Source organism: Nonomuraea sp. B5E05 (assembly GCF_039880665.1).
In the GTDB taxonomy this organism is placed as follows: Bacteria; Actinomycetota; Actinomycetes; order Streptosporangiales; family Streptosporangiaceae; genus Nonomuraea.
Map to the genome: position 1 here is coordinate 320,808 of NZ_JBDPMJ010000009.1, position 19,798 is coordinate 340,605.

The following is a 19,798-nucleotide window of genomic DNA, read 5'->3' on the forward strand; positions in this document are numbered from 1 at the left end:
CGGGCTGGAGGAACATGGGCGAGCGGCCTGATGCGCAGGTCTCCTGGCGGGGAAAGTGCGACACTGTCGGAGAGTGTGATCCTTCTGCGATGCGCGGGTGACCACATGTCTGAGCTGCCCCGGCACAACCTTCCCGCCGAGCCCAACCGGTTCGTGGGCCGCGAACGCGACGTCGGCGACCTGCGCCGGCTGATGGGCGAGACCCGGGTGGTGACGCTGTGCGGGGCCGGCGGCATCGGCAAGACCCGGCTCGCGCTGCGGGCGGCCGCCGGGCTGCTGCCCTCCTATCCGGGCGGCGTCTGGCTGGCGGAGCTGGCCGGGGCCGGCCGTCCCGAGCTCGTGGAGCGGGAGCTCGCCGGCGTGCTCGGCGTGCGCGAGGAGGCCGGCCGCCCGCTGCTCGACACGGTGGCGGCCAGGCTGCGCGGTCAGCCCTGCCTGCTGCTGCTCGACAACTGCGAGCACCTGGTCGAGCGGTGCGCGGAAGTGGTCGCGGCGCTGATCGCGGCCTGCCCGCCGCTGAGCGTCATGGCGACCAGCAGGGAGCCGCTGCGCATCGCCAGCGAGCTGGTCTGGCGGGTGCCGCCGCTCGAGCTGCCGCCCGTCACGGGCCGCCTCGGCGCCGAGTCGGTGCGGTTGTTCCTCGACCGCGCGGCCGCCGCGGGCACGCGGCTGGGCCCCGGCAGCCTGCCCGACGTGGCACGCCTGTGCCGGGCGCTCGACGGGCTGCCGCTGGCCATCGAGCTGGCCGCGGCCCGTACGAGCCTGCTCAGCCCCGGGCAGATGGCCGACCGCGTCGACGACAGGTTCGTGCTGCTGACGACCGGCGGCCGTACGGCTCCCGCCAGGCAGCGCACGCTCCTCTGCACCGTCGAGTGGAGCCACGACCTGCTGTCCGCGAAGGAGCAGGTGCTGCTGCGAAGGCTGGCGGTGTTCGCCGGCGCGTTCGACCTCGACTTGGCCGAGCAGGTCTGCGCCGAGCCGCCGATCTCCGAGGCGGAGATCGTCGACCTGCTCGGCGGCCTGGTCGACAAGTCGCTCGTGCTCTGCGACGAGGGCCGCGCACGCTACTGGCTGCTCGAGACCATCAAGCGGTACGCCGCCGAGCGCCTCGACACGGCGAGCGAGCGGGAGATCCTGCGCGAGCGGCACCTCGGCGCGCTCTGCGAGCTGCAGGAACGCCATTTCGCCACCGAGCTGGTCGAGCCGGGCGTGCCCTGGGAGGGCCGGCTGGAGGCGCTGACCACGAGCCGGAGCCTGGCCGACGACCAGCGGGTGGCGCTCGGCTGGGCCGCCGAGTCCGGAAACCCGGCGCTGGGCCTGCGCCTGTGTGCCGCCGGCACGGCGCTGCTGCCCGTCGGCGGCAACCCGGCGGAGATCGTCGCCTGGACGGAGCGGCTGCTCGCCCTCGACCTGTCGGAGGTGCCCGGCGAGCGGATCGCGCGGGCCGAGGCCTGCCTCGCGTACGGGCTGGAGGCGGGCGACGAGCTGGACCGCTCGCTGGAGGTGGCCCGGCGGAGCCTGGCCCGGTTGCCGCCGGACGACGTGTTCACCCGCTGCGTCCTGCACAGCGTCATGGCCGTGGTCCTGTTGCGCATGGGCAGGCCCGACGAGGCGCTGCCGCACGCCCAGGAGTGCCTGGCCCTCGCCACCCGGTCCGGCGACGCCTGGAACCAGGCGGCCGGGCTGGCCGGGTTGTCGGCGGTGGCCCTGACGCGTGGCCGGCTGCGGGAGGCGCAGCGGCACGGCGAGGAGGCACTCGCGCGGGCGCGCGAGCACGGTCACCGCTGGATCATGGCGCGGACGGCCGCCCAGCTCGGCTCGGTGGCCGAGGCCCGCGGCGACCTGGTGACGGCCAGGTCCCGCTACGAGCTGGCCGTTTCGTGGTTGCGGGAGCTGGGTGGCGACCTGGAGCTGGCACGCTGCCTGGCCAGGATCGGCAGGGTGGCGGCGATGTCGCACGAGTTCGGCGTCGCCAGGGAGCGGCTGGCGGCGAGCCGCGCGCTGGCCGGGGCGACGGGGCAGCGTCAGGACATGGCCCGGTGCCTGGCCGGGTTGTCGGTGCTGGCGGAGTGCGAGGGCGATCTCGCCTGCGCGGTGCTGGTCGCGGCCGCGGCGGCCACGCTGCGCGCCTCGATCGGCCGGCACCCGGCCACGACGCGGATCGAGGAGCTGCTCGGCCGGGCCAGGGCCCGGCTGGGAGAGGGCCGCACCACCTCGCTGTGGTCGCGGGGCCGGGCGATGGACCCCGACGACGCCGCGCGCCACGTGCTGGAGAGCGAACGGCTGACGGCCGGGACGCCCGCGGTGACCGAGCCCGTCAGGCACTCGCTGCTGACCGCGCGCGAGCAGGAAGTCGCCGGGCTGCTCACCCGCGGCCTGTCCAACCGGGGCATCGCGGAGGAGCTGGTGATCAGCCCCGCGACGGTGGCGCGCCACATCGCGAACATCATGGAGAAGCTCGGCTATACCTCGCGGGCGCAGATCGCGGTGTGGGCCGCGGAACACCCCAGGGCTTCTGCATAGGGATCTGCATATTCCGCCCCATGCATGCACGAGACGCCCTCCCTACCGTTGGCCCCATGGAGGAGCGCATCGTCATGGTGGACTTGGGCACCGGCCTGACGCTCACCGAGGAGCAACTGGACGAGAGGTCCGCCATGGCGACCGTCCAGTTGCGGCGCAGAGGCGTTCGCGCTGGTGACACCGTGCTCATCTGCCTGCCCGTCGGAGCCGACCTGATGATCGCGACGGACGCGGTGATCGCCGCGGGCGGTGTCGCCTGCCCGCTGCCGGCCGATCTCGACGTCGACACCCTCAGGAGCCGCATCCGCGCGACCGGCGCCCGCGTGATGATCTCCGAGATGCCGCGGGCGCTGGAGGCGGCGGACGAGACGCTCGTACGGATCGTGATGGGCGTCGCAGACCTGGGCGCTCTACCTCCCTATCCGATCCGTCGTGATTTCTGCACGCAAAGTGATCGCATCGAGCGCCGAAGCAGTGGAGACTGAGCGGGACGGACAGTCCCGGCGACCCCCCATGGGCTCTCACATGATGGCGCAAGTCCCGCACAACCTTCCCGCGGAGCCCAACCGCTTCGTCGGGCGCGCGCGAGACGTGGCCGAGCTGAGCGCGCTGATCCACGAGGAACGGGTGATCACGCTCAGCGGCGTCGGGGGCATCGGCAAGACCCGCCTGGCGCTGCGCGTCGCTGCGCGGGCGATGCCCGGGTTCGCGGGCGGCGTGTGGCTGGTCGAGCTGGGCCGCATCAGCCGGCCCGCGCTCGTCGTCAACGAGCTGGCCGAGGTGCTGGGCGTGCGCGACGAGACGCCGGGGAGGCTGCTCGACGGCCTGCGGGTGCGCCTGCGCGCGGCCAGGGCGCTGATCGTCCTCGACAACTGCGAGCACCTGGTCGAGCGGTGCGCCGAGCTGGTGGCCGAGCTGATCGCCGAGTGCCCCGAGCCGGCGTTCCTGATCACCAGCCGCGAGCCCCTGCGCATCCCCGGCGAGCTGGTGTGGCGGGTGCCGCCGCTCGAACTGCCCGACGACCACCACCCGGATGCCGAGTCCGTGCTGCTCTTCGTGGAGCGGGCGCTGGCCGCCGGCGCGCGCGGGGTCCCGGGCAGCATGGACGACGTCGTACGCCTGTGCCGCGCGCTCGACGGCCTGCCGCTGGCGCTGGAGCTGGCGGCGGCCCGCACCAGCCTGCTGAGCCCGGGCCGGATCGCCGACCGCATCGGCGACAGGTTCGGGCTGCTGACGACCGGCGACCGTACCGCCCCCGCCCGGCAGCGCACGCTCCTCGCCACCGTGGAGTGGAGCCACGACCTGCTCTCGCCGCAGGAGCGGGTGCTGCTGCGCAGGCTGTCGGTCTTCGCCGGGCTGTTCGATCTGGAGCTGGCCGAGCGGGTGTGCGCGGACGGCGGCATCCTGCGCGGCGCCGAGCTGCTCGACCTGCTCAGTGCTCTGGTCGACAAGTCGCTGGTGCTCCACCCCGGCGCCGGCCGCTACCGCCTGCTGGAGACGATCAAGCAGTACGCCGCCGAGCGGCTGGAGGAGGCGGGCGAGGCCGCACAACTGCGCGACAGGCACCTGCGCGTGATCTGCGAGGAACTGGAGCGGTGCTACGGCGCCGACTCGCTCAACCGCGGGATGTCCTGGGAGGCGATCAAGCAGGCGTTCACCAGGGGACGGTCCCTGCTCGACGACTGCCGCGCGGCCGTCGACCGGGCGGTGGAGTCCGAGCAGCCGGTGCTCGGGCTGCGGCTGGCGAGCACGGCCCTGGCGATCCAGGCGGTCCGCGGCGACCTCGGCGAGAGCGTCGGCTGGCACGAGCGGTTGCTCGCGCTCGATCTGTCGGAGGTGCCGCCCGAGCTGGTGGCGGTGGCCAACGGCGGCCTGGCGTACGGGCTGGAGCTCGGCGACGAGCTGGCCCGCGCGGAGGAGCTCGTCGTGCGGGCCGTCGAGGAGCAGAAGAGACACCCCTACACGCACTGGCTCGGCATCACCTACTGCGTGGCGCTGACCGTGTTCTTGCGCAGGGGGAAGAGCAAGGAGGCCCTGGCCTACCTCGACGAGCTGGAGGCCGCGGCCACCGCCCACGACGACCTGTTCAACCTGGCCACCGTCCGGATCGCCCAGTTGAACGTGGCGCTCTTCCACGGTCGTCTGCGCCAGGCCCGGCGCTACGGCGAGGAGGCGCTGGCCATCGCCAGGAAGACCGGTCACCACTGGACCCTGGCCAGGGCGCTGACCCATCTGGGCGCGGTGGCCGAGGCCGCCGGCGACCTGGAGACGGCCATGTTCCACCACGCCTCGGCGCTGCCGCTGCTCGCGGACATGGACAACCGGATCGAGCTGGCCCGCTGCCACACCAAGATCGCGAGAGTGGCGGCCGGGCTGCGCGACTTCGCGACCGCCGGTGAGCACGTGGCCGCCGGTCTGGCCCTGAGCTTGCGGACCGGCCAGCGGCGCGGAATCGTCCGCGCTCTCATGGCGCTGTCCGCGCTGGCCAGGGCGCGAGACGACATCGAGGGCGCGGTGTCGGCCGCGGCGGCCGCCACCGCGCTGCGCGAGGCCATCGGGCAGTTCGGCGCGCCCGGCCGCGTCCAGGAGTTGCTGGCTCTCGCCCGCGCGCGGCTCGGCGAGGGCCGGGTGGCGCTGCTGTGGGCCCAGGGCATGAAGCAGACGCCCGAGGAGGTGGCCGAGCGGGCGCTCGACCGCGCTCGATCCGGGGTGGCCGCTCCGGGGCCGCCGGGGTCCTCCGCGCTTCCCGGCCTGCGCTACGACGGGCTGACCGGCCGCGAGCGGCAGGTCGCGGCGCTGCTCACCCGGGGGATGAGCAACCGTGCCATCGCGCTGGAGCTGGTGATCAGCCCGGCGACCGTGGCCAGGCACGTCGCCAACATCATGGACAAGCTGGGCTTCGACTCGCGCGCCCAGATCGCGGTGTGGGCGGTCAAGCACGGGATGGACGCGGAACGAACCTAAGCTCGTCTTCATGCCTTTCGCGCCCAACTTCCCCGTCATGCTGAGGACCGAGGACGGGGTTCGCATCGACGCCTCGCACACTCCCGCCAGGTTGCCCGCCGCCGGGGCCGATCCTGCGCCGTCAGGGCCCCTGGACGTCGGGATCGTGGTGGCGCACGGCTTCACCGGTTCGTGGCGTGAGCGGGCCGCCCGCCGCATCGTGCACGTGCTGAGCCGCTACGGCGGCGTGGTGGCGTTCGACTTTCGCGGCCACGGCCGTTCGGGCGGCCTGACCACCGTGGGGGACGCGGAGATCCTCGACGTGGACGCCGCCGTCAGGCACGCCCGGGTGGTCGGCTACTCCAGGATCGCGGTCGTGGGCTTCTCCATGGGGGCGGCGGTGGCCGTACGCCATGCGGGGCTCAGGCGCGGCGTGAACGCGGTGGTCGCGGTGAGCGGCCCGGCCCGGTGGTACTACCGAGGCACCAGGCCGATGCGGCAGGTGCACTGGGCCATCGAGCGGCGGGCCGGCCGGTTGGCGGCCCGGCTGGTCAAGCGCACCAGGATCGCCCCCGGCGCGTGGGACCCGATCCCGATGCCGCCGCACGAGGCCGCCGGGCTCATCACGCCGGTGCCGCTGCTGATCGTCCACGGTGAGGCCGACGCGTTCTTCCCTGTGGAGCACGCGCACCAACTCTACGACGGCGCGCGCGAGCCGAAGGAGCTCTGGATCGAGCCGGGGTACGGCCACGCGGAGACCGCCGCCACCCCCGAACTCATCGGCAAAATTGGCAAATGGATCTCTTCGAACTTTTCGTGAGTAATACACGTCTACCTAGGGCGGATGGATAAAAACCGCCGGGAGAAAGTCTCTGGGGATGGAAGCCGTCATGACGGTGACCATGGGACATACTTCAGTAGTCAGGCGGTCGCCCACCGTGGCTCGCCGCCGGCGGATCACCATGGGTGAGGCGATCCGCACTTTCAGTGCCTCCATCGGGTGGATCACCGCGGGGAGTGGGGTATGCACTGTGAGTGGCGGGGTCTGCACCTAGCGTTGCGGGGGCGCGCTGGGTGCACATCCCGTACGACGAGGGCCCCGCGGCCGGCCGCGGGGCCCTCCTTTCCGCCCGGTCAGCCGAGCCGGGCGATGGTCTTGTACTCCAGATAGCCGTTGAGCCCCTCCGGGCCGAGCTCGCGGCCGATGCCGCTGGCCTTGTAGCCGCCGAAGGGCGCGTTGGTCTCCAGCATGTAGCAGTTGACGCCGTACGTCCCGGTGCGGACCTGGCGGGCCACCTCCATGCCGTGGTCGGCGTCGGCCGTCCACACCGTGCCGGCCAGGCCGTAGTCGCTGTCGTTGGCGATGCGGACGGCGTCGGCCTCGTCGTCGTACGGGATCACGGCCAGGACCGGGCCGAAGATCTCCTCGCGGGCGATGCGCATGTCGTTGGAGACGCCGGCGAAGACGGTGGGCGCGACGTACCAGCCCTGGTCGTAGGGCCGCTCCAGGCCGCCGACCACGATCTTGGCGCCCTCGTCCATGCCGATCCTGATGTAGCCCTCGACGCGTTCCTGCTGCCTCCTGGCCACCAGCGGGCCGATGCCGGTCGCCGGGTCGGCGGGGTCGCCGACGGGCTGGGAGCCGACCATGCTCGCGATGGCGTCCACGACCTCGTCGTAGCGGCTGCGCGAGGCGAGGATGCGGGTCTGGGCCACGCACGCCTGGCCGTTGTTCATGAGGCTGGCCATCGACAGGAAGCCCATGCTCGCGGTCAGGTCGGCGTCGTCGAGGATGATGGCGGCGGACTTGCCGCCCAGCTCCAGACTGACCCGCTTGAGCTGCTCGCCGCAGATGGCCGCGATGCGCCGGCCGGCCGCCGTGGAGCCGGTGAAGGCCACCTTGTCGACGCCCGCGTGCGAGACCAGGTGCTCGCCCGTCTCGCGGCCCGCGGGCACGATGTTGAGCACGCCCGCGGGCAGCCCCGCCTCGACCGCCCACTCGGCCAGCAGGTACGCGTCCAGCGGCGTCTCCGGCGCCGGTTTGAGCACGACCGTGCAGCCGGCCAGCAGCGCGGGCGCGAGCTTCGTCATCGTGACGAACTGCGGCACGTTCCACGGCACCACGGCCGCCACGACGCCCACGGGCTCCCTGCGCACGGTGAGCGGGCCGAACAGCCCCGGCCGCTTCTCCTCCTGCTGGAACGTCTTGCCGAGCTCGGCGTAGAACTGCAGCATGCCGAGCGGCTGGGGCGCCTGCGCGAGGTTGGAGAAGGTGATGGGCGAGCCCATCTCCTCCGTGATGAGCCGCGCCATCTCGCCCTGCCGCTCGTTGTAGATCGCGGCCAGCCTGCTGATCACCTCGGCCCGCTCGGCGAACGTCATCCGTGGCCAGGGCCCGTGGTCGAACGCCTGCCTGGCGGCCGCGACCGCGCGCTCCACGTCCTCGGGCGTGCCGTCGGGCACCCGGCCGACGACCTCCTCGGTGTGCGGGGAGATGACGTCTATCGTCGCGGTGCCCGCCGGGGCCACCCATTCGCCCCCGATGAACAGCTTGTCGTGCTGGCGCATGTCGTGAGCCTCCTGCTTGACCGAATGCTTGCTTGCTCTGGGGATGCCTCAAGGTGACCGAACCATGTTCTGGACGCGCACGCAAGAGGGGTGCGGCTGGTGCGCCGCACCCCTCCGCCGCGGTCCCTGACCTCGTGCTGGACGACGTCGAAGCCCTTCTCCCTGAGGGGCTGGGCGTTTGGAGCGATCTACACAAGACCCAATGTTCTGGTTCGTCCGGTGTTGGACAAAAGCCGTGAATCATCGCCAAAGGTGCGGCAGTTCGGTCGTTCGGATGACAGAGATCAAGATCATCTTCTATAGTTTCGGTCCGTCTATGAGGGGAGGGGACGGGTGTGAGGATCTGGCGCTTCGCCGTTCTTGTCACCGTCCTCGCCGGGCTGCTCGGCCTCCAGCCCGGACAACCGGCCGCAGCCGATCCCTCACCCGCCGAGCTGCGCAAACTCACCAAGCAGGCGGCCCGGCTCAGCCAGCAGTATCGCGGCCAGATCCAGATCCTGGAAGAGATCAGGATCCAGGCGAAGAGGGCCACCGACACCTCAGGCGATCTGGCGGCCAAGCTCAAGGCCGCCCAGGCCGAAGTGGGCCGGATCGCGCAGACCGCCTACATCATGGGCCCGCTCGACAACTTCCGGCTGATCGCACCCAACGAGGACCCGTACAAGATCCTGGGCCAGGCCGCCAACATGGGCTACATGGCCAACGAGCGCACCGAGCGGGTCAAGAGCATCCAGACTCTGATCAAGAAGCACAAAGAGGCGAAGCTCAAGGCCAACGACAAGATCGAGAAGCTCCGCAAGGAGATCAAGGCCATGCAGGCCAAGCGGCGCGACATCCAGCGCCTGCTCGCCAAGTACGGCTTCCAGCAGCCGGGCGGGTCAGAGGGCCTCACACAGCGCATGATCTCGGTCCGCGCGGAGATCATGCAGAACTTCCCCATGAAGTACGGCGTCGGCTGCCTGCGCCCCGGCGATCCCGGCGAACACGGCAAGGGCCGGGCCTGCGACTTCATGATGTCCAGAGGTGGCACCGTGGCCTCCGGCGCCGACGCCGCCAACGGCGACGCCCTCGCCGCGTGGCTCATCAAGAACGGCCCCAGGCTCGGCGTGATGTACATCATCTGGAAGCAGCGCTACTACGACATCCGCTCGGGCGGCGGCTGGGACCCGATGTCCAACCGGGGCGGGGCGACGGCCAACCACTACGACCACGTTCACGTGTCGGTGTTCTGACCCGCGAGAAACTCCCTCAGCCACGCGTACGACGCCTTCGGGGTGCGGCGCTGCGTCGCGAAGTCCACGTGGACGAGGCCGAAGCGCTGGTGGTAGCCCTCGGCCCACTCGAAGTTGTCCAGCAGCGACCAGACGAAGTAGCCGCGCACGTCGACGCCCTCGGCCATGGCCCGCCGCATCGCCTCGATGTGGTCCCGCAGGAAAGCGATGCGCCCGCCGTCCTCGACCGTGCCGCGCTCAGTCGGTACGTCGTCCTGTGAGCAGCCGTTCTCCGTGATGAGGACCGGGGGGAGGGCGGCGCCGTACCGCGCTTTGAGGCCCGTGAGCAGCTCGCGCAGGCCGTCGGGGACGACCGGCCAGCCGAAGGCCGTGGTCGGATGGCCGGTGATGCCCGCGTCGGCGAACGGCAGCCCTTCGGCCGTGGGGGCGGCGATGCGGGTCGGGTGGTAGTAGTTGATCCCGAGGGCGTCCAGGGGTGCGGCGATGGTCACCAGGTCGCCGTCCTGGACGAAGTCGAGGGCGGCGGTGTAGGCCGACAAGTCTGGATATTTACCGAGAAGCACGGGGTCGTTGAACAGGCGGTTGTGCAGGGCGTCGTACGCCTCGGCGGCCTTGACGTCGGCCTCGTCCGCCGACGCCGCCCTGACCGGGGTGCAGTTGTTGGTGAGCGCCACCTGCCGGGCTCCGGCCGCGCGCAGCGCCCGCACGGCCAGGCCGTGGCCGAGCAGCTGGTGGTGGGCGGCGGGCAGCGCGTCCGTCATGAGGGCCCGGCCGGGGGCGTGCACGCCCATGGCGTAGCCGAAGGCCATGTGCACGAACGGCTCGTTCAGGGTGATCCAGAGCGGGACCCGGTCAGCCAGGCGGCCGGCGGCGATCGCGGCGTACTCGGCGAAGCGCCCGGCCGTCTCGCGGCTCATCCACCCGCCGCGGTCCTCCAGCGCCTGCGGGAGATCCCAGTGGAACAGCGTCGGCACCGGCTGGATGCCCGCCGCCAGCAGGGCGTCCACGAGCCGGTCGTAGAAGTCGAGCCCCTTCTCGTTCACCGCGCCCGAGCCCGCGGGTTGCACGCGCGGCCAGGCGATCGAGAACCGGTAGGCGTTCAGCCCCAGGCCCGACATGAGCGCGACGTCCTCGCTCCAGCGGTGGTAGTGGTCGCACGCCACGTCGCCGGTGTGGCCGTCGCGCGTACGCCCCGGCTCGTGCGCGAACGTGTCCCAGATGGAGACACCCCTGCCGTCCTCGTGGACGGCGCCCTCGATCTGGTAGGCCGCGGTGGCCGTGCCCCACAGGAACATTCCAGGCTCTCCTCGCTCACGTTACCGAGCCACGGTAATGGACCTTTCCTGCCGGTAATAGGACAGGATGGTGACCATGACGAGTACCTTGCGCCGCCGTCCCGCCCAGCGCCGCAGCGTGGAACGGGTGGAACGGATGCTCGACGAGTGCGCGCTCCTGCTCGACGAGGTCGGCTACGACGCGCTGACCACGAAGGAGGTCGCCCGCCGGGCCGAGGTGCCGATCGGTACCTTCTACCAGTTCTTCCACGACAAGCAGGGCCTGGTGCGGGCGCTGGCCAGGCGCAACCTGGAGGCGTTCCTCGGGCGCATCACCGAACGCGTCGCGACGGCCGACCTCTCGCACTGGACCGGCCTCGTCGACCTGGCCGTCGACGAGTTCGTCGACATGAAGCGCACGACTCCAGGGTTCTCGGTGATGGACTTCGGCGAGGTGCTGGTCACCGCGGGCGGGCCGGTGGCCGGGAGCAAGCAGGCGCTCGACGGCACCCACGAGAACAACGCGGTGGTGGCCGACCGGCTGCGCAGACTCACCCTCGAACTCCTGGACGCGCCCGTCGGCCCCGGCCTGGACCGGGCGCTGCTGGTGGCGGTCGAGGCCACGGACGCGGTGCTCAAACTGGCCTTCAGGACCGATCCCCACGGCGACGCGAGGCTGATCGCCGAGTGCAAGCAACTCGTCCACCGCTACCTCGCCGACCACCTCCCCTAGCGGCACCCGCGGGTCCGGGTACGTCCCCGCGGAGGTCACGTGCCCGGCTCTCCTCGACGCGAGAAGAATCTGGTCGCGACGCCGATGACGCGCCTGCGATGGCGCCGCCACCAGGCACGCGCCCAGATGACCTCCACCGTCGCGACCATGGCGAGCACGATCACTCCGTCCATGACAGCGGCCGTCGACTCCATGGCGGCGACCCGGCCGAGCGCCGACGTCACCAGCCGCACCATGACCGGCAACGTGACCAGCAGGAACAACGACACACAGATCAAACTCGACGGAACGAAGAAGTACGCGTACCCACGAACGATGCGTCGCTCTCGCGTGGGCAGGCGGGCGCTCGGATCGTCAGCCGCGAGGCCGGCGAGTCTGCGCACGAGGTAGCGGCCGTACAGTGACGCGTCCCGGTAGAGATTCCGGCAAGCGGCGAGGTCCTGCGCGACGAAGTAGACGTCCGTACGCATGAAGAACAGGAACTGGTTCGCCAGCAGCACGACCTGAGTGAGAAAGATCAACGGGCCGAAGGCGTGCAGGGGATGGGTTTCAGGCAGATGCAGGATCCAGATGCCCAGTGAAGCGATGACGGCGTTGACCGCCATGCCGGACAGATAGACGACCATGCGGGTCGCCCTGGGCGCCGACCATATGCCGCTGACGTCCGTCTGCGCGCAGAGGAACTGCAGCCGCGTGCCGAACTGCATGCGCCCCGGCACACCCACCGCTCTGGCCGTGAACAGATGCGCCAGCTCGTGCAGGAAGATCGATCCCCAGGCGACGATCGCCTGGCTGAGAAGGAAGACGCTGCCGCGATCGGTCCAGATCATGTCGGTCGGTCCGGGGACGAGTTCGGGGCTGAACGCGAGGGCCATCGACGAGGCGGCGACGACCAGTGCCGTCGCCAGGCCGGTCGCCGGGTGCATGAGCCAGCGAACGTGGGTGGGCCGAACCTTCGCGAAGGTGCACTTCGGCGTTTGCGTGGTGACCCGATGCCCGTCCACCTCGGACACGAAGCCAAGGTCCAGAAGGCTGCCGAGGAAGCCGTCGGTGTCGAACTCCTTGCCGAACTCTGCCAGGAGTCGCTGCTTGACGTCGACAACTTCGTAGCCATCGTCGATGAGCTCGATGAACCGGACGCCGACCGCGGGAAGAGCGACAAAGGTGCCGGTCTCGATGCGACCGACTATCCACTCACCGCCTTCCTCCTGCCTCGTCAGCGGATGGAGCCGTACTCGGGACGCGCCGGACATCTTTTCCTCCCCCGCATGTAGGGCAATCCAGCCGAGGCTTGTCGTCGGTTATGACGAAGTGGCCGTCAGGCGCTACGAGATTGATTCCTAGAATGCTGTTGGACGGCAACGCGGGCGCGCCAGTGATCAGGCTCATCGCCGCGTGCGCGACCAGGTTTCCCGACATGCCGGCGGTTACCGCGTTCGCGGCGTGGACGTTCGGGTACGAAGCCGGCTCCGGCCATTCGCCCGCCGAAGGCTCCCGCTCCTCGGCCTGGTTCTGCTGCAGGCATTCATAACAGGGCCCGCCGCCCGGCGTGAACATTCCTACGGTGACGCGCGGACCGTGGTAGCCCCCGTGCACCCACCTGACTCCGGATCGCCTGGCCGTCCGGTTCGCCAGCCTGCGGATCTCGGTGGGCCGGTCCGCACAGATCACGAGGATGTCGTGGCCTCGGACGCACTCGGTCAGGTCCTGCTCGCTGGAGATCTCCCGCCGGTCGGCTGTCAGGTGAACCGTTGAGTTGTGCGCACGCAGTCTCTCGACGGCGGCATCGACCTTCGGCCTGCCGATGTCCTGTTCGGTGTAGAGCAGCTGGCGGTTGAGGTTGGACAGTTCCACGACGTCGGGGTCGACGCAGTGGAGCCGGCCGACTCCCGACATGGCGAGTGCCAGCGCGGCGCTGCCGCCCGTTCCGCCCATCCCGACGACGACGACGCTCGCACGGCTGAGACACAACTGGGCATGCCAGCCTGTCTCGCGCGGCCGCAGATCGATCCACCGGAAGTAGGCATGACTGCGGCTGTAGCGCTCCTGGTCCTGAGCGGACAGTTCGGCCGGCGGGATCTCTCCGCCATCCTCGAGATATCCGGCAGCCGCGAACTGGTCGATTCCACTGATGACTCGCTGTGGTGTCAGACCTGGAATGCGGTGGACCAGATGGTCGACCACCTGGTCCACCGTCCGCGTTCCGTCCAGACATTCGAGCAGCGCCCAGATCCAACCCTTGGGATCGACGATCTCGGCGGCGATGCCGTAGACCGTCCCGCCGATACGAATGCGATGATGACTCAATCTGTACGGGCGGTGCTCGGATTTGATGCGTGGCCGCTGCAACGAAGCCTCCGATCGGTCGCGGTCAACTAGTCATCCAGGGCGCGGGATCAGGTCTCGCATCGACCGCAGTCGGCAGTCGTCTCGACTCGATCCAGCTTGCGGATCTCGATGGTCTCCATGGGCGTCCTCCCTTCGCTCGTCTCGTATGGTGGGTGGTCATCCCGAGCGGGATTTCTGGAGTCGTCAGGCGACGTCCTCATGGCATTCGCAGGTCGTCTCCACGCGATCCAGCGTCCGGATCTCGATGATCTCCATCGTCCTCACCCCCTTCGCGTGTCGCCGGGACCGCGCATGCGCGGTCAGACGGGCCGTGGCCCTGGATTCGCCCCTGAGCCCTCACCTGAATCCCAGGAGGGCGGCCGGGCGCCACCGACTCTGCAAGCTCCGCCGCCGCCACCACAACGTGCTGCCGCCATGCTGGGGCGAATGGGAGGTCACATGGGCGGTCACCTGCGAGTATTGGAGCAACACGGGACGGCGTGGGACGATCTGCGGGACGTTTCACTGAACCAACCGGGGACGCACTGTGGTCTCGCCACGCACCAGGCCGGCTCTTGGGCACCTTCTGCGCCACTTGAAGGAACGCAGCGGGCAGAGCTATGCCGACCTCGCCAGAAAGACCTACATCAGCAGTTCGACCCTGCACCGCTACTGCACGGGAAAGGCGAGACCGCCGGACGCCGGGGTCGTGACACGGATCGCGCGAGCGTGCGGCGCCACCGAGGCGGAACTTCGCGAACTGGCCAGGGTGTGGGCCGTCGGCGACGAGGTTCCCGCCCCTGACCAGGACGGGCCGCCGTCCGCCGCGGAGATCGCGCCCTCGTCTGCCTTACCCGTGACTCCCGACACGGGCACGGCGGGGCAGGGCACGCGAACGGCGGCGCGGTCGCGGCGAAGGACGCTCGCCATTGTGCTGGTCGCGGCGTCGGTCATGGCGTTCGGCACGGCCTCGTCACAGGAGCCTTCCGGGAGTGCGGCGAGAACGGCGTCGCCGCAATGGGTGAGCGGCCCGAGCTGGGTGGTGGCGCCGAGGCCGGTGCAACCGGCCAGGTTCGGTGTGACCGTGGCCACGAACACCGGGGAGATGCCGAGCTTCCGGGTGGGGTCCGTCCGGTTCTGGGACAGCCAGACGCGATGGGCCAATCTGGAGCCGCGCCGGGGTGAGTACGACTGGACCGTTCTGGATCGCCTGGTAGCCGGCGCCCGGCGAACCGGACTTCCTGCCCTGTTCGTCATCGGCGGCACGCCGGCGTGGGCCGCTCCCGGCGCTCCGCGCATGGCCTATCCCGAAGGAGCCCGGTCGGGGCCGCCGGACGACCTGGCGGATTGGCGGCGGTTCGTTCGTGTGCTCGCCGAGCGCTACAGAGGGCGGTTCGAAGCATACGAGCTGTGGCCCGTCGCGAACGATCCCCGCTTCTACAACGGCGACATGGCGACCCTGGTCGAGATGACCCGGCAGGCCAACCGGATCATCAAACAGGCTGATCCCGGTGCGATCGTGGTGTGCCCAGGCATGGGGAGACTCTGGAGTCCCGAAGGACGTGACCGTCTACGCCGGTTCGCGGCGGCCGGAGGTTACGGGCACTGCGACGTCGCCGGCATCAAACTGCACCAGCGCTCCGCCTCCGATCCTCCGGAGACCATGCTGGCGATCCTGGACGCGGCCTACCGGACGATGCACCAGGCCGGCGTGCATCCTCCCATGTGGAGCACGGGCACGACACACGACATCGTCCTGCAGCGTCCCCTTGACGAGGAGCGCGCGATCGATCACGCCGTTCGGTTCTATCTGACCGGCTTGTACGGCAGCGTCAACGGCAATCTCAGCCGAACGTACTTCTACGCGTGGGGTGTCAGGAACATTCCGCTGATGCTGCAAGTTCCGGGGGCGGCGCCGACCAGGGCCGCCCTGGCCGTCGAAGAGTTGCAGCGGTGGCTCGCCCGTGCCCGGATTCGCGCATGCGGGCAGGGGACAGCCATTCAACTGCCGGTCAATGTGTGGCAGTGCGAATTATCTGTAACCGGCGTCGACGGCCGTTCTCGTCCTGCCGTGCTTCGCTGGACTCATGCCGGAACCGCGTCAACAGCCGTTCCGCCCCACTCCACCCGGCTCCTCAGATTGGACGGCACCGCCACGACGGTCGGCCAGGAAGGATTCGTCGAGATCGGCACCCGCCCCGTCCTCATCACCACTGACTAGCGGGCTTCCCGGTCCGTCCCGAGCTGTCCCTGTCGCCGCTGGTGAGGGACGTAGTGACGTCCCATCCGTCCCAGACAGGGCTAGGCCCGTTGCCGTGGTGCGGCGTCATGGGCACAGTTGCCGGCAATCCCTTCCCGCTCACTCCTGAGAGGTGGACCATGAGGATGGACATGGCCTCACACATGACCACGACCCGGCGGCTCCTGATCGCTCTCGGCGTCCTGGTCGCCTCGGCCGGGATCTCTCTCACGCAGACATCGCCCGCTCACGCGGAAGAATGCAGAACCGTCGCCGGCGTCAGACTGTGCGGTCGAGTCGTCAATCTGTCGGCTCAACGCATCATGATCTCCGATGCATGGTGTTTCAGGCAGGCGCCGAACGGCGACCACCCGTGTAGCCGGCAGTACAAGGACTGGTATACCAACGAGCACTTGCGATGGCTCAAGCCGCGAACCGTATCGACCAGGCATTTCACTGACACGGACGCATTCATGATAGATCACCACTGCACCGCCAAATGGATGGCCCTTCCGGGCGCGCCCATCCAGACCATCGAGACGGGCTCCCACGAGAAGTGGGTGCGGATCAGGAGCGGGCAGACGGCCACCGTTCTCGCCGTTTCGTGCAGACGCTAGCGTTCCTGGCCTTGAACCAGATCCCCGGCGAGGCGGGCCGCGGCAGCCGCCTCGCCGCAGGGACCGCGCGCGGCCGGTCAGGCGGGGGCGTCCAGGCGGGCGCGGAGGTCCTGGTCCAGCTTGAGGTCGGCGGCTCCGATGGCCTCCTCGAGCTGGGCCATCGTCGTGACGCCGACGATGGGGACGATGCCGTCGGCCATCAGCCAGGCGAGGACGACCTGGTTCGGGGTCGCGCCCAGCTCCTTGGCGACCTCGTGGAGCACGGCCAGGCGCCGGGTCGTGCCCGAATGATCGTACATTTCGGCAATGGGGCGGTCAGCGCGCGTGTACGCGCCGAACATCAGCGTGTTGTACGCCCACAACGTCATGTCCGGCTCGGCGGCCAGGTAGTCGAAGGTCTCGTCGGAGGCCAGCGTGTGCCCCGCCTCCGCCGGCCTGGTGAGCGGCCGGGGCCGCAGGTACGTGTGCCGGAGCTGCACGTGGGTGTAGGCGATCCAGCCGTTCGCGGCGGAGACGTTCCTGGCCCGTTCGAGCCGCCAGGTCGCGATGTTGCTCGCCCCCGCCGCGCGGATCTTGCCCTGCCGGGCCAGCTCGTCGAACGCCCCCAGGGTCTCCTCCAGAGGGACGGAACGGTCCTCGATGTGCGACCAGTAGAGGTCGATGTGGTCGGTCCCGAGCCTGCTGAGGCTGCCTTCCGCGGCCCTGGCGACGACCGGGGCGGACAGGCCCTCGGCCGAGTCGAGGGTGGTGTCGCCGGGGACGGAGGGCCGGGCGCCGGCCTTCGTACTGATGAAGATCTCGTCGCGGTTGCCCCGTGCGGCCAGCCACTTGCCGATGGCCAGCTCACTCTCGTCGCCCGTGCGGCCCTCCACCCAGAACGGGTAGTTGTTGGCCGTGTCGAGCATGGTGCCGCCCGCCTCGCGGAACCGGTCGAGGATGGCGAACGTGTCCGTCAGATCGACGGTCGTGCCGAACGGAATCGTGCCGAGTGCGATGTTCATGAGGCTGACTCTGGAATCTGGAGCGCACTCCATGTCAAGCCCTGCGCGGACCGGTTGACCTGGAGTGCGCTCGAGGTGGGATGCTTGGGCGCGTGGAGCAGCGTCACGAACGAACGCCGCCGGCGGAGGAGGGCACATGAGCGTGTACACACCCGCCCAGGTCGTGCAGGAAACCGGCTTCAGCATCGACACCCTGCGCTATTACGAGAAGATCGGCCTGCTGGAGCGCGTCGACAGGAACGCGGCCGGGCAACGCCGGTTCAGCCAGGAGGACATCGGCTGGCTGGGCACGCTGCGCTGCCTGCGCGACACGGGCATGCCCATCGCCCAGATGCTCCGCTTCGCCGAGCTCGTACGCGCGGGCGACCACACGATCCCCGACCGCATCAAACTCCTGGAGGAGCACGACGACCAGGTGCGGGCGCAGATCGCGAACCTCGGCGAGCGGCAGAGCTACATCCGTAACAAGATTTCCTACTACCGCAGCCTCATCTAGCCAGGCCTTTGCGCCCCGGTTGGTAGACCGAGGGGCATGGCATCGTGGGCACGGCGGATCGACAGCCCGCTCCGCCGCGTCGCCAGGTCGTGCGCGGCCATGCTGTTCGTGCTGCTGGCGCACGTGACGCTCGTCCAGGCGTTCGGGTCGCACACGCTCAACGCCGACCCCAGGAACGAGCGGCCCCTGATCGCCAGGTTCGAACGCCCGCGCGGCGACATCCTCACCTACGAGGGCACGCCCGTCGCCATCAGCCGCCCGACCGGCCATGGCCCGTACCTCTACCGGCGGGTCTACCGGCACGGCGCGGTGTACGCGCCCGTCACCGGGCACGTCTCCCTGTCGGGCTCGACCGGCATCGAACACGCGCAGGACGCGGTGCTGTCCGGCGACGACGCCAAGGTGAGGGTGCAGTCGCTGGTCAGGGACGGTGTCGTGGAGGGGGCCGACGTCCGGCTGACGATCAGCGAGCGGGCGCAGTGGGCGGCCTACCAGAGTCTCAAGGCGACCGGGGTCCCGGGCGCGGCGGTGGCCATCAGCCCGGCGACGGGGGCGATCCTGGCGCTGGCCAGCTACCCGAGCTACGACCCGAACGCCCTGACCACCTTCGACCCTGACCGGCTGGCCGAGACGGCCAGGCGGTTCCGCGACGCTCCTTCGCGGCCGATGGCGAACAGGGCGCTGCACCGGCTGTATCCGCCCGGGTCCACGTTCAAGCTGGTCACCACGGCGGCGGCGCTGGCCTCCGGCGAGTACACCCCGTCGACCGTGGTGGACGCGCCCGCCCGCCTGCGCCTGCCCGGCACCCCCATGTACGTGGACAACGGCGAGCGCTGCGCGCAGGAACGGCCGACGCTCGCGTACGCGTTCATGGCGTCGTGCGACACCGCGTTCGCCGGCATCGGGCTCCAGCTCGGGCAGGACCTGCTGCGGGACCAGGCCGAGGCCTTCGGGTTCAACGCGACGGGTCTGACGATCCCGCTGGGCACGACGCCGAGCCGCTATCCGGTCGCCATGGACCGGGCGCGGACCGCGCTGTCCGCGATCGGCCGCCACGACGACCGTGTGACGCCGCTGATGCTGGCCATGTTGTCGGCGGCCGTGGCCAACAACGGGGTGCTGATGCGGCCGTACCTGGTGGAGGAGCAGCGGCTGGCGGACGGCTCGGTGATCGGCCGGGCCGATCCCGCGCCCTACCGTACGGCCCTGTCGCCCGTGCTGGCGCGGTATCTCGCGGCGATGATGACGACGGTCACGCACGCGGGCGGCACGGCGGCCATCCCCGGGGTGGAGGTCGCCGCCAAGTCCGACACCTCCGAGAAGGGCATGGTCACCGGCGATCACGCGCTGGTGACGGCGTTCGCGCCGGCGGACGCGCCTGAGGTGGCGGTGGGGGTGGTGCTGGAGAACCCCGGCCTCCGGGCGGGCGCGGTGGGCGACGTGGCGCGAGCGGTGATCGAGGCGGCCCTGGCGTGACGGCGCCGCGCCGGCTCCGGGGCAAGTGATCGCTAAGCGCTTTTCAATCACGGCCCCTTATGGTGCGGGCATGCCTAACATCGGTATATACGAGCTCGTCTTCGTCTTCCTCATCCCCTTCGCGGTTCTCTGGGTCGTCATCTACACCGCCGTACGGGCGGCGATCCGCCACAGCAAGTGACACTCCGGCCGGCGCGCGAAGGAAGCAGCGGACCCGGGTCAGCGGTAGGCGGTGGCCTGCAGGGTGTAGAGGTCGGCGTAGAGGCCGTTGAGTGACATGAGGGTGTCGTGGTCGCCGTGTTCGGTGACCGTGCCGCGGTCGAGGACGTAGATGCGGTCGGCGTAGCGGACGCTGGCCAGGCGGTGGG

General features: G+C 70.2%; 16 protein-coding genes. 10 read left to right on the top strand and 6 right to left on the bottom strand.

Translation table 11 applies throughout. From position 1 onward, the window contains the following. The first annotated feature begins 105 nt into the window (after positions 1 to 105). From ABGB01_RS19655 to ABGB01_RS19670, 4 genes are read left to right on the top strand one after another with little or no spacing between them, the layout of a single operon-like run. Positions 106 to 2,523, top strand: coding sequence for a LuxR C-terminal-related transcriptional regulator (locus ABGB01_RS19655; RefSeq protein WP_347774948.1), 2,418 nt, complete (start codon positions 106 to 108; stop codon positions 2,521 to 2,523). A 56-nt stretch (positions 2,524 to 2,579) separates the two neighbouring features. Beyond that, positions 2,580 to 3,008, top strand: a complete 429-nt coding sequence (locus ABGB01_RS19660) for an AMP-binding protein (protein ID WP_347774950.1) — start codon at positions 2,580 to 2,582, stop codon at positions 3,006 to 3,008. A 40-nt stretch (positions 3,009 to 3,048) separates the two neighbouring features. Next, on the top strand, positions 3,049 to 5,487 hold the full coding sequence (locus tag ABGB01_RS19665; protein WP_347774952.1) for a LuxR C-terminal-related transcriptional regulator: 2,439 nt from the start codon (positions 3,049 to 3,051) through the stop codon (positions 5,485 to 5,487). Positions 5,488 to 5,497: 10 nt separating this feature from the next. Then, entirely contained in the window at positions 5,498 to 6,286 is a 789-nt protein-coding gene (locus tag ABGB01_RS19670; RefSeq protein ID WP_347774953.1) for an alpha/beta fold hydrolase, read from the top strand. A gap of 314 nt (positions 6,287 to 6,600) precedes the next feature. On the opposite strand, the gene ABGB01_RS19675 is transcribed toward ABGB01_RS19670, so the two are convergent. Further along, a complete protein-coding gene (locus ABGB01_RS19675) occupies positions 6,601 to 8,034 on the bottom strand; it encodes an aldehyde dehydrogenase (RefSeq protein ID WP_347774955.1) in 1,434 nt (477 codons plus the stop codon). A 335-nt stretch (positions 8,035 to 8,369) separates the two neighbouring features. Here ABGB01_RS19675 and ABGB01_RS19680 point away from each other — a divergent pair, with 335 nt between their 5' ends. Next, positions 8,370 to 9,266, top strand: a complete 897-nt coding sequence (locus ABGB01_RS19680; protein WP_347774957.1) for a hypothetical protein — start codon at positions 8,370 to 8,372, stop codon at positions 9,264 to 9,266. On the opposite strand, the gene ABGB01_RS19685 is transcribed toward ABGB01_RS19680, so the two are convergent. Further along, complete coding sequence (locus ABGB01_RS19685) at positions 9,248 to 10,561, bottom strand: GH1 family beta-glucosidase (RefSeq protein WP_347774959.1); 1,314 nt, start codon at positions 10,559 to 10,561, stop codon at positions 9,248 to 9,250. The genes ABGB01_RS19680 and ABGB01_RS19685 overlap by 19 nt on opposite strands. Positions 10,562 to 10,637: 76 nt before the next feature. Here ABGB01_RS19685 and ABGB01_RS19690 point away from each other — a divergent pair, with 76 nt between their 5' ends. Then, positions 10,638 to 11,273 (top strand): TetR family transcriptional regulator, encoded by a 636-nt coding sequence (locus tag ABGB01_RS19690; RefSeq protein ID WP_347618568.1) that lies wholly within the window; start codon positions 10,638 to 10,640, stop codon positions 11,271 to 11,273. 35 nt (positions 11,274 to 11,308) lie between these two features. On the opposite strand, the gene ABGB01_RS19695 is transcribed toward ABGB01_RS19690, so the two are convergent. From ABGB01_RS19695 to ABGB01_RS19705, 3 genes are all read right to left on the bottom strand, one after another. After that, positions 11,309 to 12,526: a hypothetical protein gene (locus ABGB01_RS19695; RefSeq protein ID WP_347774961.1), complete on the bottom strand. Its 1,218-nt coding sequence runs from the start codon at positions 12,524 to 12,526 to the stop codon at positions 11,309 to 11,311. Continuing rightward, a complete protein-coding gene (locus tag ABGB01_RS19700; RefSeq protein WP_347774963.1) occupies positions 12,468 to 13,622 on the bottom strand; it encodes a ThiF family adenylyltransferase in 1,155 nt (384 codons plus the stop codon). Before ABGB01_RS19700 ends, ABGB01_RS19695 begins: the two co-directional genes overlap by 59 nt. A gap of 648 nt (positions 13,623 to 14,270) precedes the next feature. After that, positions 14,271 to 14,693, bottom strand: a complete 423-nt coding sequence (locus ABGB01_RS19705) for a hypothetical protein (RefSeq protein WP_347774964.1) — start codon at positions 14,691 to 14,693, stop codon at positions 14,271 to 14,273. On the opposite strand from ABGB01_RS19705, the gene ABGB01_RS19710 reads away from it, so the two are divergent. Both ABGB01_RS19710 and ABGB01_RS19715 read left to right on the top strand, forming a co-directional pair. Continuing rightward, the gene (locus tag ABGB01_RS19710) at positions 14,686 to 15,822 is read left to right on the top strand and encodes a beta-galactosidase (protein ID WP_347774965.1); all 1,137 of its coding nucleotides are present in this window, start codon (positions 14,686 to 14,688) and stop codon (positions 15,820 to 15,822) included. The two genes, ABGB01_RS19705 and ABGB01_RS19710, sit on opposite strands and share 8 nt — an antisense overlap. A 107-nt stretch (positions 15,823 to 15,929) precedes the next feature. Continuing rightward, a complete protein-coding gene (locus ABGB01_RS19715) occupies positions 15,930 to 16,457 on the top strand; it encodes a hypothetical protein (protein ID WP_347774967.1) in 528 nt (175 codons plus the stop codon). A 77-nt stretch (positions 16,458 to 16,534) separates the two neighbouring features. Here ABGB01_RS19715 and ABGB01_RS19720 read toward each other — a convergent pair whose 3' ends face one another. After that, positions 16,535 to 17,458 carry an aldo/keto reductase gene (locus tag ABGB01_RS19720; protein ID WP_347774968.1) on the bottom strand — a complete coding sequence of 308 codons (924 nt, stop codon included), beginning with the start codon at positions 17,456 to 17,458 and terminating at the stop codon, positions 16,535 to 16,537. A gap of 136 nt (positions 17,459 to 17,594) precedes the next feature. On the opposite strand from ABGB01_RS19720, the gene ABGB01_RS19725 reads away from it, so the two are divergent. Next, entirely contained in the window at positions 17,595 to 17,954 is a 360-nt protein-coding gene (locus ABGB01_RS19725) for a MerR family transcriptional regulator (RefSeq protein ID WP_347618570.1), read from the top strand. Positions 17,955 to 17,990: 36 nt separating this feature from the next. Further along, positions 17,991 to 19,430, top strand: coding sequence for a penicillin-binding transpeptidase domain-containing protein (locus ABGB01_RS19730; RefSeq protein ID WP_347774969.1), 1,440 nt, complete (start codon positions 17,991 to 17,993; stop codon positions 19,428 to 19,430). Positions 19,431 to 19,798 lie beyond the last annotated feature (368 nt).